The sequence below is a fragment of the Myxococcus eversor genome (genome assembly GCF_010894455.1).
Lineage (GTDB): Bacteria > Myxococcota > Myxococcia > Myxococcales > Myxococcaceae > Myxococcus > Myxococcus eversor.
The window spans coordinates 686,272-699,318 of the sequence record NZ_JAAIXY010000001.1 but is presented as its reverse complement, the minus strand read 5'-3'; the positions used below and the strand labels follow the sequence as shown (position 1 = coordinate 699,318).

The 13,047-nt window shown below is 66.1% G+C and carries 14 protein-coding genes and 1 pseudogene; 9 read left to right on the top strand and 6 right to left on the bottom strand.

Annotation, left to right across the window (positions count from 1 at the left end; genetic code table 11):
• Nucleotides 1-24: 24 nt before the first annotated feature.
• On the bottom strand, nt 25-270 hold the full coding sequence (locus G4D83_RS02880; protein WP_163862463.1) for a hypothetical protein: 246 nt from the start codon (nt 268-270) through the stop codon (nt 25-27).
• Nucleotides 271-360: 90 nt separating this feature from the next.
• Nucleotides 361-486, bottom strand: a complete 126-nt coding sequence (locus tag G4D83_RS46740; RefSeq protein ID WP_255203628.1) for a hypothetical protein — start codon at nt 484-486, stop codon at nt 361-363.
• Here G4D83_RS46740 and G4D83_RS02875 point away from each other — a divergent pair.
• The 8 genes and pseudogenes from G4D83_RS02875 (at nt 449) to G4D83_RS02840 (ending at nt 7,441) form a co-directional block, all read left to right on the top strand.
• Complete coding sequence (locus G4D83_RS02875) at nt 449-1,498, top strand: DUF2169 family type VI secretion system accessory protein (RefSeq protein WP_338041897.1); 1,050 nt, start codon at nt 449-451, stop codon at nt 1,496-1,498. The two genes, G4D83_RS46740 and G4D83_RS02875, sit on opposite strands and share 38 nt — an antisense overlap.
• The gene (locus tag G4D83_RS02870; RefSeq protein ID WP_163862456.1) at nt 1,495-2,553 is read left to right on the top strand and encodes a beta-ketoacyl synthase N-terminal-like domain-containing protein; all 1,059 of its coding nucleotides are present in this window, start codon (nt 1,495-1,497) and stop codon (nt 2,551-2,553) included. Before G4D83_RS02875 ends, G4D83_RS02870 begins: the two co-directional genes overlap by 4 nt.
• Nucleotides 2,550-3,686 (top strand): DUF4150 domain-containing protein, encoded by a 1,137-nt coding sequence (locus tag G4D83_RS02865; protein ID WP_163862453.1) that lies wholly within the window; start codon nt 2,550-2,552, stop codon nt 3,684-3,686. The genes G4D83_RS02870 and G4D83_RS02865 overlap by 4 nt, the downstream gene beginning before the upstream one ends.
• Complete coding sequence (locus tag G4D83_RS02860; RefSeq protein WP_163862450.1) at nt 3,683-4,414, top strand: SMI1/KNR4 family protein; 732 nt, start codon at nt 3,683-3,685, stop codon at nt 4,412-4,414. The genes G4D83_RS02865 and G4D83_RS02860 overlap by 4 nt, the downstream gene beginning before the upstream one ends.
• A 25-nt stretch (nt 4,415-4,439) precedes the next feature.
• Nucleotides 4,440-4,991: pseudogene (locus G4D83_RS47160) on the top strand (HEAT repeat domain-containing protein); the annotation flags it as partial.
• A 258-nt stretch (nt 4,992-5,249) separates the two neighbouring features.
• Nucleotides 5,250-5,720: a hypothetical protein gene (locus G4D83_RS02850; protein ID WP_163862444.1), complete on the top strand. Its 471-nt coding sequence runs from the start codon at nt 5,250-5,252 to the stop codon at nt 5,718-5,720.
• 112 nt (nt 5,721-5,832) lie between these two features.
• A complete protein-coding gene (locus tag G4D83_RS02845; protein WP_176435821.1) occupies nt 5,833-6,198 on the top strand; it encodes an LmrA/YxaF family transcription factor in 366 nt (121 codons plus the stop codon).
• A 142-nt stretch (nt 6,199-6,340) separates the two neighbouring features.
• Nucleotides 6,341-7,441 (top strand): trypsin-like serine peptidase, encoded by a 1,101-nt coding sequence (locus G4D83_RS02840; protein WP_163862441.1) that lies wholly within the window; start codon nt 6,341-6,343, stop codon nt 7,439-7,441.
• 143 nt (nt 7,442-7,584) lie between these two features.
• On the opposite strand, the gene G4D83_RS02835 is transcribed toward G4D83_RS02840, so the two are convergent.
• Nucleotides 7,585-9,609 carry a serine hydrolase gene (locus G4D83_RS02835; RefSeq protein WP_240356106.1) on the bottom strand — a complete coding sequence of 675 codons (2,025 nt, stop codon included), beginning with the start codon at nt 9,607-9,609 and terminating at the stop codon, nt 7,585-7,587.
• Nucleotides 9,610-9,747: 138 nt separating this feature from the next.
• On the opposite strand from G4D83_RS02835, the gene G4D83_RS02830 reads away from it, so the two are divergent.
• Nucleotides 9,748-10,785, top strand: coding sequence for a PA0069 family radical SAM protein (locus G4D83_RS02830; protein WP_163862438.1), 1,038 nt, complete (start codon nt 9,748-9,750; stop codon nt 10,783-10,785).
• A gap of 20 nt (nt 10,786-10,805) precedes the next feature.
• Here G4D83_RS02830 and G4D83_RS02825 read toward each other — a convergent pair whose 3' ends face one another.
• The 3 genes from G4D83_RS02825 to serC all read right to left on the bottom strand — a co-directional run bounded on the left by G4D83_RS02825 (nt 10,806) and on the right by serC (nt 12,936).
• Nucleotides 10,806-11,054 (bottom strand): GlsB/YeaQ/YmgE family stress response membrane protein, encoded by a 249-nt coding sequence (locus G4D83_RS02825; RefSeq protein WP_163862435.1) that lies wholly within the window; start codon nt 11,052-11,054, stop codon nt 10,806-10,808.
• Nucleotides 11,055-11,245: 191 nt separating this feature from the next.
• Nucleotides 11,246-11,806, bottom strand: coding sequence for a chalcone isomerase family protein (locus G4D83_RS02820; RefSeq protein ID WP_163862432.1), 561 nt, complete (start codon nt 11,804-11,806; stop codon nt 11,246-11,248).
• Nucleotides 11,807-11,847: 41 nt separating this feature from the next.
• On the bottom strand, nt 11,848-12,936 hold the full coding sequence (gene serC, locus G4D83_RS02815; protein ID WP_163862428.1) for a 3-phosphoserine/phosphohydroxythreonine transaminase: 1,089 nt from the start codon (nt 12,934-12,936) through the stop codon (nt 11,848-11,850).
• Nucleotides 12,937-13,047 lie beyond the last annotated feature (111 nt).

The following is a 13,047-nucleotide window of genomic DNA, read 5'->3' as shown; positions in this document are numbered from 1 at the left end:
GAGTCCTCCGCCTTCGAGCGGACGCTACCCGCCGCCATTTCCACCGCATCGGAAGATGCCGCCCACCGTGTGACCGGCGGGCAGGGAAGGATGCGTCGGCTGGAGCTGGATGCGCGCGCCCACGCCCAGCGAGCACCCCATCTCCGACGTCGGCGTGTACACGTCCGCGAAGTCGATGGAATCGGCGCGCCCATGGGGGACGATTGTCTTCGGAAGTGCCGGCTTCGGATGCGGAGCGCCGCTACCGGGGGCGACGAGGGAAGTAGACAAGCGATGCCGGGGAACAGCACGCGGCGCCACCATGATTGTCTCTGCTTGGATTGAGCCCGAGTCATTCCTCGACTGGGGCAACAATGACTCTCACTCCATGACTCCGCTCACCTGGAGCGAATCGTCCGTGCAGAGGGCCTCCAGGGCCGCCTTGTCTGGTGTTTCGATTCGGCGCAGGATGGCCCGAGGTTCGCGCAAGCCAACGTACCCATTCATGCCCAAGCTCGAGAACCTTACGTCGTTCGGAGCGATTTCGTTTCCGTCCTTAGATGGGACAGGATGCGAGCAATTGGTCGTCTGCGTTTCCGGGCACTTCGAGTTGCCTCGTGCCGGACGCGCGTCAGACACGCCGCCTGCACGGAGTGATAGGCAGGGGCCTCCACCCCTGGTGGACAGCTACTGGCACTCTCCAGAGACGTCCAGCCTGCGAATGGAGGGGCAGAGCACCTGGTACCGCCCGGCGACCGACATCTACATTTCAGGCCGGGCATGGGCCCCGCGCGGGCGCCCCGTGAAGGAAATGCAGGTGGCTGCCCGGATTGGACCCTGTCAGAAAACACTTCACGTCCTGGGCGAACGCGTCTGGGCGCGAGGAGTGCTGACCTTGCAACCCTCGGTGCCCCTGCCCTTCGACTCCCTGCCACTCGTCTATGAGCGAAGCTTCGGCGGACCCATGGAGGCCCGGAATCCGGTGGGGCGCGGGTTCCATGGCTCCTCCAAAGCGGCTTTGGAACAGCCCCTCCCGAACTTCGAGGACCCAGCGCATCGGCTGACTCATTTCAGCCAGCAGGTGCCACCCTGGGGGCTCGGACCGCTCTCGCGATACTGGCAGCCAAGACTTGCCTGGGCCGGGACGTATGACGAGGCCTGGGTCGAGCAGCGAGCGCCCCTCTGGCCAGCCGACTTCGACCCTCGATTCTTCCTGGCCGCGGCGCATGGACTCGCCGCCGCTCCCTGGTTGAAGGGCGGCGAGCCTGTAGTGCTCTCAGGCCTCTCGCCAGATGGACCGCTGTCCTTCCCACTGCCCCGACATCGGTTGGTCATCAAGGCCATCTTCCGCGACAGGGTCGAGCGAAGGCCCATGGTGCTCGACGCCGTCCATATCGAGCCCGACGAGCGCGGACTGACCCTCATCTGGCGTGCGGCGGTGCCGGTCCATGGACTGCTCTCCAAGCACGAGTACACAGTGGTTCGAGAGCTGGAGCCCTGGGAGGAGCCACTCTCGTGACGCCCGGAACCGACGCAGTGGCGGTGCTTGGACTGGGACTCTGCACACCGCTGGGCCTGACAGCCCCCACCACCCTGGTCGAGATGGCGGCCGGCACGGTTCGCTTCTTCCTGACGGGAGTCCTGGACTCGACCGGGGAACCGGTCCGGGCCTCGATGTTGTCACTGTTGGAGACGCGGTGTTCTCGCACGGACCGCATCGTCGCGCTCGCGGCAACCGCCCTCCAGGAATGCCTCGATGCCGTGCCCCTGGACAAGAGGGAGACCCTTCCCTTGTTCATGGCGCTCTCCGGCTCTGTCGGTGGTGTGGACGTCGAGAGAACACGCCTGTTGGAGGCGCTCGCACAGGTGGCCTCGCCCTACCGACTCCATCTGGAGGCAGACGGGCTCTGCCACGAGGGACGGGCAGGTTTCTTCGCGGCCCTGTCTCGGGCCATGGCGGCGCTGCATGCGGGCCGAGCACGACAGGTGCTGGTGGGTGCCGCCGACTCGTTTTGCGATCCAGGCTCATTGAAGCAGTTGCTCGGCGGGCGACGCCTGCGCTGTTCGACGGTCCGCGACGGAATCATCCCCGGGGAAGGAGCAGGCTTCGTGTTGCTCACACGGGCCTCGACAGCCAGACACCGGGGATTGCGCCCGCAAGGTCTCGTCCTCGCCGCCACTGTCGCGAAGGAGCCCCGCCCCATGACGTGTGGCAAGCCCAGCCTGGCGGAAGGACTCACGACGGCGTTCCACTACCTGCGCACCCATCCGGCGACTGAAAGGAAAAGAGTCGCGCAGGTCCTGTCCTGCCAGACGGGAGAGACCTTCTGGGGACATGAGTTCAATCGGGCGTATCTGCGCAATGCCTCGCTCATGCCCGAGCCGCTACGCGTCATGCTTCTAGCGGAAACCCAAGGAGACGTAGGCGCTGGCGCTGGCGTGGTCCAGTTCGGGTTGGCGCTTCAGCTGTTGGGAGAGCAGGTCTCGAGTCCAGCATCCGAAGCCCGGATGCTCGTCTACGGCTGCTCCGACGAAGGACAGGTCGGAGCCTGCATCATTGGAAGGGAAATATGAGCGACGTCTTCGCCAATGGGAGGACCATCGTCCATTCGGGTGATGGTGGAACCAATACCTGCGCGGCCCCCGACGTCTGCAAGACTCCCTCTCCAGGTGGGCCGGTGCCCGTGCCCTACGTGAACGTGGCCAGGAACAGCGACCTGGCCGAAGGGAGCACGTCGGTCACCATCGACGGGAACCCGGTGGCACTCAAGACCTCCAAGCTGGGGACGAGTTCGGGAGACGAAGCAGGCACGGCGGGGGGTGGACTCGTCTCGGCAAAGACGAAGGGGAAGATGACCTGGGGCACCTACAGCCTCGACGTGAAGTTCGAGGGCAAGGGTGTCGTGCGCTTCATGGACGTCACCCAGCACAATGGGAATACATTCAACACGGCCTTCATGCAGGACGGGCAATGTGGCTTTGCCTATGGGGATGATCCGGTCGGCGCAGGCTGTCCCAGGGCCTGTGGGCACGAAAAGGCGGAACACCGGATCCTGGAACGACCCGAGAGCACCGCGCTGGCCGTGAAGCTGATGGGGACGCTCGACCACATCAGCATGACGCCCAAGCTGAGCCACCTGGCAGTGTTCAAGAAGAAGGGGGGCTACATGCTCGGAGTACTGGTGTGCGCGTGTCGGCAGAAAATCTACGCCGCCATGTCCGGAGATGACCAGGCGCTGGACGGCTTCAAGAAGGCCGTCGAGTTGCTCAATGAGCACGATGCAAGGAAGCGCTGGGGGGTGTGCGATCCGGTCGACTTCTCTCAGGTCCAGGATTCCATGGGCCTCATTCCAGACGGGCAGGCGCTCTTCCTGGAGGCGCTGCCAGCCCCCAGGAATCCACCCGGGGCCTGCGCGGCGCCCAAGCTCATCCAGAAGGCGCATCAGGATGGACACAAGCCAGGCGCCATGACCGAGGTGTTCTACTTCCCGGAGGCCGCCGTGGAGCGCGCCAACAAGAAGAGCAAAGTGGGGGTCCGGACGACCGTCGGCGTCACCTATTTCAAAACCCTCGGTCAAGAGACGCGACAGGTCACCGAGGAGTTCCGGCATGGTGATGTCGTGCCATCCTGCGAGACCTGCCAGATCCATCTGACGCCCATGCTCTGCCCTCCCCACAAGCCCTGCCCCGAGGAGGCTGCTTCATGATGGATGACTTCATCGCGCTCCTGGGCCGCTACGACCCGGACTACCCAGCCACCATCCGGGGTGCCCCCCATGAGCGAATCGCTCGCTTCGCGGACCTGGTCGGCCGAGAGCTGCCCCCTCACTACGTGGATTTCTTGCGGAGGATGGGGAGCAACATGGGGAGCCTGGAACTCCCCGCCGTGAGCTTCGAGCTCGATGCGCTCATCGAAAGCCTCGAGTCGGAAGAGTGGCGTCCGCCGCCTCGCTACGTCCTGGTGGCCATGGAATTGAAGGACCCCTACTTCGATTACTACCTCGACCTCGACTCACCCAGTGAGGATGACTTCTGGGTGGTCCGGTTCGAGACCGGTGGCAACGCCGTGTTCGAAGGGCGTGTCCACCCGGGCTACCACTCCCTCAGGGCCCTGCTGTTCTCCCTGGGGTTCCTGTCCAAGCGCCTGAAGCCCATGCCAGCCCGGACGACGATGATGATGTCCCTCTCCGGGCAGCAGGAGAGCCGCGCTCCCCAGTTGAAGCAGCTCCAGTCGCTGAAGCAGATCGCCCTGAAGTCGGGGTTCGAGCACCTTGCACACGCGGGGCCCTCCTGCCTGCTGCTTGACCGCGAGGACGCCGCCATCTACGCGCACCACCCACCCCGGGGTGGGCTCATCGTCGAGGTCGCCTCGATGAGCGAAGCGGGGTTGTCGAAAGTCACGGAGGTGCTGCGTGACAACACGCGCCTCGCCTGACTCCCAAGGCCCCCGGCGCGAAAGCATGAGCCTGAGGGCGCATCCAGGAGCGGCGGCATTCCTGAGAGAGTTTCAGGAGCAGCACCTTTCGGAGGTGGACTTCCTTCTCGAACAGCGGAGGCGCTCGTTCGTCACCCCTGGTTGCTCCTGGATGGAGGCGGAGGAGCTCGAGTCGCGCCTCGCACGCCAGGTCGGAGCCCTGCGCGCATCAAGGGACATGGCGGTGGCGTGTGCTCGCGAACTCCTGGCCACGGAAGACGAAGGGCAGCTCCGGGCGGGGATTCATGTCCTGGCCTCACTTGCGCTCGAGCGATGCGACTTCGACGACCTCCTTCAATCCCGTGAGGAGGACCGCACAGACAAGCTGACCGTGTGGACCGAGGCGCTGGTCCTCGTATCGAACCCGGGGCTCGCGGACTTCTGTACCCGCGCCCTGAGTGACGGACGTCCCGAAGTGCGGGCCGCGAGCGCGGCACTCCTGGGACACCGGAGAGAAGGCGCGCCCTCCAGACTTCTCGCGCTCCTCGACGACGAAGACTCCTCCGTGAGGAGAGAGGCCGCCCTCGCCCTCGCCCGGCTCCGCCATCGACCTGCCCTCGCCCCCATCGAATCCAGGCTCTCCCATGAGGCCCCTCATGCAATCGAGCCCTTGGCCCGCGCCGCGCTGATGCTGGGTTCGAATCTCGCACTGCCCCTCTGTCGGCAGCGATGCGCCGAGGGACAGGGGACGCCTCCTCTCTTGAGGTTGCTGGGGTTGGCGGGTGACTCACAGGCACTGCCTGTCTTGCGACAGGCATGCAGGCGTCCTGAACTCGCTGTCGCAGGGCTCGACGCCATGGGGATGCTCGGCCTGGGCGCCGCGGTGACCGAGCTGCTGTCCCACCTGACGCTAGAGTCGGCCACCAGCGCTCAAGCCGCGGCCAGGGCGCTTGGGCTGCTCAGTGGCGCGCAACTGAAGCAACAAGCACGTATGGCCTCGGAGGAGGCGGAGGTCGAAGACGGAGACGTCGAGGTCGAGCAATGGGACCAAGACCCCGAGCCATGGCATCGCTGGTGGGCAACCCACCAGCACCGGTTTCACCGTGGGGTGAGGTGGCGCCACGGCCATCCATTCAGCCTGGGTTCCTGCCTGGATGAGCTGAAGGAAGCCCTGGCCCCACCGGAGACCCGAATCCGCGCGGCGCTCGAACTCACGCTGCAGGCTCGACGGCCCTTCGACTTCGAGCACGACTGGCCAGTCCCCCGGCAGCGGCAGCGCCTGTCCGCCTGGGAATCCGCTCGCGACACCTCCAGCAACCAGGCTTGAGCCAGCTCTCCGTGGAGGGGTTGAACGTGCCGCTACCCGCCCGTTTCGTCAGCGCCGGGCCATCGCGCTCGCGCGAACCGCGTCCACGAGTTCGGCGTTGGTGGGGGACCGCGTGCTCGCGCTCCTTCGCCATGGCGAGGGGGCGACGCCGGGGCAGGTGGTGAGGCGCTTCTTCGAGTCGTGGAGGACGGTGCTGGTGAAGACCGACTGCCAGGCCGGGTGCGCCATCGCCGCCGTGGCCAATGCGCGGCTGGAACATCCGGAGCTGGGCGCGCGGGCCGCGTCCGTCTTCGTGGCCTGGGAGCGTGAGCTCGGAGAGCGCCTGGTGGTGGCGGGAATGCCTCACGCGAAGGCGAGCAGCGCCGCGGCGCTCATCCTGGCGTCGGTTGAAGGCGCGTTGATTCTCTGTCGTGCCCGAAAGGAGATGGCTCCGTTCGACGCCGTCCGGGACGCGCTCATGGACTTCGTCGGTCCGTGAGCACCTGCCTGGACTCACGAAGTGACGTGGATGTGACATCCCATTCAATGGCAATCCGTGGATGATGCGAAGGCGTCGCGACAGGCAGGGGCCCGCGACGCACAGGTCGTTCCACCAAGACGCAACAACTCAAGGTCCCTCCATGTTCAAGCATACAAGGCAGTTCTCCGTGAAGTTCCTGGCGTCCCTCGCCGTGAGCGCCCTGGTTATGGGCTGCGGAGAGGGATTGGAGTCGGAGGCCCCCGCCGGAGGCCTTCACACCATCCAGCAGGGCTCCATCTGCGGCACCACCACGGATTGGGAGGATGTCGAACCCTGGGCCACCACCCGTGGTGGGGCGTGGGGCAACTACGTGCTGCGCACCCAGCGGGCGGTGGGCATCATCCGGCTGCGCGCCACCGGCGCGTCGGAGTGCACCGGCACGCTCATCGCGGAGAACATCCTCCTGACGGCGGGCCACTGCTTCACGTCCACGGCGGACGCGGCGAACTACGACGTGGTGTTCAACTTCCAGGTCGACCCGACGAGTACGCTGCGAACCACCACCACCGTGCAGATCGCCGAGGGACTCGAGCGCGTCCAGTTGGGAGGTCTGGACTACGCCGTGGTCCGGCTCGCCAGCCATGCGGGCAACACCTTCGGCAGCATGCGGACCGTCAACGCGCTCCCCACCGTGGGACAAATCTTGAGCATCACCCAGCATCCGAATGGGCTGCGCAAGAAGTACCACGAGGGCCACTACGCGAGCCGGCTCGTCGACGGCCAACTCGCCTACGCAGACATCGACACCGACCATGGCTCGTCCGGCTCCGCCGTGCTGTCGAGCGACGGGGTGGTGGTGGGCGTGCATACCAATGGCGGCTGCACCAGCTTCGGCGGCTTCAACACCGCCACGTCGATGCCGGATATCTACTCGAACTCCACCGTCATTCCCGCGCTGGCCTTGATTCGAGCGAATGGCAATCGCACCTCGCAGGGCAGCATCACCATGAGCACCTCCACCCAGTCCTGCACCCGCACCGGGAACTTCGACGACATGGCGAACGGATGCGCCCTGCGTCTCACCACCGGTAACGTCGTCACGGTGAGCTGCACCACCAACGGACAGGTCGACCGGTCCATCGCCAACTTCACCGCCTCCGGTGCGACGCTCAGCTTCACCTCATCGAGCGCCACCAGCGCCACCGCGACCTTCACGTACGCGGGCACTGGCGTGGGCGTGTCCTGCGAGTTCACGGACTGAGCTGACGAACTCCGACGAGGGCCGTGCGGGTGTTTCGCTCGCACGGCCCGTTGGCGCGGAGAAACCAGCTCGATGCATCAACGGACCGGCGGAGGCTCCCGCGAGCCCCGCCGGGCCTACGAGTCCTGCTGGAAAGTCCCTGCCTAGAACAGGTCGTGCGCGGGCCAGGCGCTGACGCCGTTCACGACGTTCCACATCAGGCCGTCGAGGTTGATGTCGGACGTGCCCGAGCCGGCCCGGTTGTTGGAGTTGGTCATGGCGGACCAGGTGAATTCCTCGGAGCGGCTGGGCCCATAGCGGTCATCGGTCCGCACCAACAGGGCCAGGGTGCCCGGGACGTAGCCTCCGTGCCACCAGTTGGGGAGGCTGTTCACCGACCAGCCCTTGGCGTAGTTGACGGGGTTGCCCAGGGTGTCGAGCGCCGTCGTGCGGGTGGTCATCGTGGTGAGGGAGCTTGGGCTCAGCAGGTCCGGGACGGTGGAGTACCCATCCGCTCGCACGGAGACGCGCAGCAGGTCGATGGGCGTGACGACCCAGCCGCCGTGCGCATCCATGCGACGCACCGGCATGCCGTACGGATTGAAGGCCCCCGCGCCAAGCTGGTAGTAGACGACCTCGTTCGACAGACGCGCTGCCAGGGTATCGCCCCCGACGGCGAAGCTGGTGGCGCCGCTGGGCGTGAACACCTGGCTTTGCATATAGGCGTCATAGGTCATCCCCGTGACGCGTTCGATGATGCGACCGAGGACGCTGTAGCCGAAGTTCGAATACTGGTACGTCGTCCCCGGCGCGAACTCGAGCGGCACGTTCTGCAACACCCACTGGATGAGCTGCGCGTGCGTCATGCCCGTGTTCATGAACATGGGGTCGCCCGACCCATCCGCGCCATCGTTGTCCCAGCCGCCCGCGGTGTGCTCCAGCAACTGCTGGACGGTGATGTTCAGGACGCGGCTGTCCCGGTAGGTGCTCTGCGCGCCGAACGTCTCACCGAGCAATCCGCCCCTGCCGAAGACGCGGTCCGTCAGCTGAATCTGGCCGCTTTCAATCAGGTTCATGATGCCGATGGAGGTCATCGGCTTGGACACGCTGGCGACGCGGAAGCGGTGGGAGGAGTGGACCGGGGTGCCGCTGCCCTGGTCGGCCAGGCCATAGCCCTTGGCGAACACGAGCCGTCCACGACGGGTGATGGCCAGCGACAGGCCGACGGTGTTCGTGCTGGCCATCGCCTGCTGGACGGTGGTGTCGATGTGCTGCAGGTCGGCCGCGCTGAACGTCAGGTTCCGCCAGACGAGCGCGAACTCGGGCTGGCTCCCGTTGTTGTGCGCCGCCACCACGAGGGGGCGATAGCCCTGGTTCTTGAGGTCCGTCGCGGCCTGTTGATACGCGGCGGAGGTGAGGCCATGACGCGCGGCGATGGGAATCCCCGCTGACGCATGGAAGATGGCCGCGTACTTGTCCGTGCCGCCCACGTTGTAGCTGCTGACCTTCGCGAGCTGGTAGCCCTGGGACGCATTGGTGTTGAACGTGGACTGGTATTGGGCCGAGGTCAGCCCGTGGTAGGCCCGCGCGGCCGGCCCGCTGGTCTGCTCCCAGACGGCCGCATAGCGCTCCGCGCCACCGGACGTGTAGCCACTGACATGCACGAGCCGGTAGCCCTGCCCGGTCCAGGTGTTGAACTCCGTCTGGTACTGGGCCGCGGTCAGGTCATGGCGGGCCGCCCACGCGGCGACACCGTCCGAATGGAAGATGACCGCGAAGTAGGCGACACCGCCGACGCTGTACCCGTTGACCACCACCGGGCGGTATCCCTGCGCATGCTGATTGACGGCGGTGGTCTGGTACTGCGCGGAGGTCAGCCCGTGGAAGGCCCGCCAGGCCGGGCCGCTCGTCTGTTCCCAGATGGCCGCGTAACGGACACTGCCTCCCTCTTCGTAACCGCTGACATAGGAGAGGCGATAGCCTTGCCCGGTCCACGTATTGAATTCCGTCTGATATTGGGCGGCGGTGAGCGCGTGGCGGGCCACCCAGGGGTCATAAGGACCGGTCAGTGCCTGGGACGTGGCCCCCGTAGAGGCCTGGGACTCCTCCTCCGGAACCCCGCATCCCACGAGGGAGACCACCAGCACTGACAGCACTGTCAGAAGCGGCTTCATTCCAAAAGACTTCATGCTCGAGAGCTCCTGCTTGACGTTGACGCTGCCCCCAGGAAACGAACCCAGGGCGCATTTCACCTCAACCCGGGCAGAAAAAATCCGTTCGATGGACGGACCCTTGACTGAACGCGCTTTCAGCCCCACCCTGGGCGCGTGAAGGCGCGCCCCATCGACAATCCGCCCAACCCCTGGGCGAGCACCGAGGTGGAGTACCTCGACGAGATTCCTCCGTCGCGGCTGGAGGTCTTTGAAGACCACAGCAAACAGGTCGTCTCGCACAACGACAGCCCCGACGTGGGGTTCAGCTGGAGCGTCAATCCCTATCGCGGCTGCCTCCACGCCTGCGCGTACTGCTACGCACGGCCCACGCACCAGTACCTCGACTTCGGCGCGGGCACGGACTTCGAGACGAAGCTCGTCGTGAAGCCCCGCGCCCCGGAGCTGCTGCGAGAGCACTTCGAGCGCCCGTCCTGGAGGGGAGAGACGGTCGTCTTCAGCGGCGTCACCGACTGCTACCAGCCGCTCGAGGCCTCCATGCGCCTCACCCGCGCCTGCCTGGAGGTCTGCGCCGAGTACCGCAACCCCGTGGGCATCATCACCAAGGGCGTGCTCATCGAGCGGGACCTCGACGTGCTCCAGCGCATCTCCCGCGACGCCCGGCTCTGGGTCAGCGTCAGCCTGCCCTTCCACAACGCGGAGATTGCTCGCGCCATGGAGCCCTACGCGGCGTCGCCCCAACGGCGGCTGCTCGCGATTCGCCGCCTCTCCGAGGCCGGCCTCAACGTGGCCGTCTCCGTGGCCCCCATCATTCCGGGGCTCAACGACGAGGACATCTCCCGTGTGCTCACCGCCGTGCGGGAAGCGGGCGCCACCCGTGCGCACTTCACGCTGGTGCGCCTGCCCGGCCCCGTGAAGGACGTCTTCGAGGAACGGCTGCGCGCCAGGCTGCCCCTGCGCGCCGAGCGCGTCCTGCACCGCATCCGGGAGATTCGCGGTGGGGAGCTCAACGACTCCCGCTTCAAGCACCGCATGCGCGGCGAGGGCCTCTACGCGGAGACCATCCACCGCCTCTTCGAGACGACGGCGCGCAAGGTCGGCCTGCGCACCTCCTTCATCACCGAGGACGCGCCGGACACCTTCCGGCGCCCGCCGCGCAAGCCTCCACCGTCACCCCAGCTCAGCCTCTTCTGAAGGCGAGAGGGCCCCAGGCGCTATTTGCGTATCGCCTGGACGATGCTGATGAGGATGACCGCCCCCACCGTGGCCACCGCCAACGAGTAGAGGTTCAACCCCGTCACGCCCCGGCCTCCCAGCAGACTGAACAGCCAGCCGCCCAGCATCGACCCGACGATGCCGGTCGCGATGTTGGCGACCAACCCCATCCTCGCGTTCGTGCCCTTGATGATGCTCGCAATCCAGCCCGCGATACCGCCCAGCACCAGCCACGCGCAAATTCCCATGTCGTCCTCCTGACCGGCCGGTTGCTATCAGACCCGGCGTCGCCGTCCAGCCGGGCACCTTCCTACTACGTGCCACGCATCCACGTATTTCAAGCGTCCTCCTGCCGGGCTGAAAACGCGGAAGGCGCCCCGTGCCTTGGTCCAGGACACGGAGCGCCTCCAGGTGCTGCGCTGAGAGACGGACGACTCGCTCAGTCCTTGCCGAGCATCCCGTCCTTCAGGCCGTCATCGACCGGGTCCTTGCCCAGCCACACCGAGAAGAGCGCGTCCGCGAAGTCCTTGCCCTCCACGGAGATCTTCTCGCCCTCCTTCTTGCTCTGGATCTGCGTCCCCTTGCCCGGGGTGTACGTGAGGATGAGCTCGTCGCCCTTCTTCAGGTCGGGAATCTCCGCGGTGAAGGTGTCCAGCCGCGCCTGGAGCGCCGGCATCTTCGCGCCCGCGTTCTTCTTGAAGCCGTCGACGATGGCCTCGGTGATGGTCTTCTTGTCCAAATCACGGAGCATGTACATGCGCACGCGCTTGATTTCGTCCGCGGCGAGGACCTGCGCGGCGTCCTTCGACGGCGTCTCCAGGTACAGCCCCACCGTGTAGACCTTGACGATGAACTTCTTGCGAAGGCCCACCCCGTTGAGCTTCAGCTCCTTGTCGCCCACCTTCGCGGTGTCCGGATAGTTCACCCCGGCCACTTCCTTGGCGAATGCGGGCACGGCGAACAGCAGGCAGAGCGCGACAGCGGACAGCGTGGCTTTCATGAAACCCTCCAGCATGAGTTGTTCCGCGAGTTCGACGGAGACTACCCGCGGGTCTTCACGAAATGTTCCATGAAGGTGACGAGGGTGCGCACATTCTCCACAGTCACCGCGTTGTATGTGGAAACCCGGATTCCCCCCGCCGTGCGGTGCCCCTTCAGCCCCACCATTCCTTGCTGCTTCGCGTCAGCGACGAAGGCCGCGTCCAGCTCCGGCGTGGGCAGGTGGAACACGATGTTCATCACTGAACGGGACTCGCGCTCCACCGGCGCCCGGTAGAAGCCGGAGAGCCTGTCGAGCGCGCCGTACAGGAGCTCCGCCTTCTGGCGGTTCCACGCTTCAATCTGTGCAAGGCCGCCCACGCTCTTCATCCACGCGAGCACGTTGCGCACCAGGTAGATGGCCAGCGTGGGGGGCGTGTTGTAGAGCGAGTTGTTCTCCGCGTGGATGGAGTAGCGGAAGATTTTCGGGAGGTCCTTGCGCCCTCGCGCGATGAAGTCCTTCGCCGCCACCACCAGCGTCACGCCGGAGGGCCCCAGGTTCTTCTGCGCTCCGGCGTAGACGAGCCCGTAGCGAGACAGGTCCATCTTCTTCCACAGGAAGTCGGAGCTCATGTCCGCGACCAGGGGGACAGAGCCCACGTCCGGCACCGTGTGCCACTGGGTGCCGTAGATGGTGTTGTTGCTCGTCAGGTGGACGTACGCGGCCTTCGGGTCCAGCTTCAGCTCGTCCTGGCGCGGCACCCGCGTGTAGTGCTTGTCGGGCTGCACCGTCGTCACCGCGACGCGGGCCTTGCCGTAGTACCTCGCCTCGTCGAGCGCCTTCTCGCTCCACACGCCCGTCATGAGGTAGTCCGCGCTCGTGTCGGGGGTGAGGAAGTTCATCGGCACCTGCGCGAACTGCTGCGACGCGCCGCCGGTGAGGAAGAGCACCTGGTGGGTGGTGGGCAATCCCGTCAGCTCGGTCAGCAGGGCAATGGCCTCGTCGTGGACGGCCTCGTATTCCTTGCCCCGGTGGCTGTGCTCCATCACGGACATGCCGGAGCCCTGGAAGTCGAGCAGCTCGTCCCGGGCGCGCTCCAGGGCGGGCAGGGGCAGGCCGGCGGGGCCAGGGTTGAAGTTGATGACGCGCATGGCGGGGTCCTCGCGGAAATGAAACGGCGGGACACATTCTTCCCCCCGAGGCCCCCCCGGGAGCCAGTAGGAAGCGCCCCGCCCCGCCCGCTTCCTGGCGTGCTCAGGGGC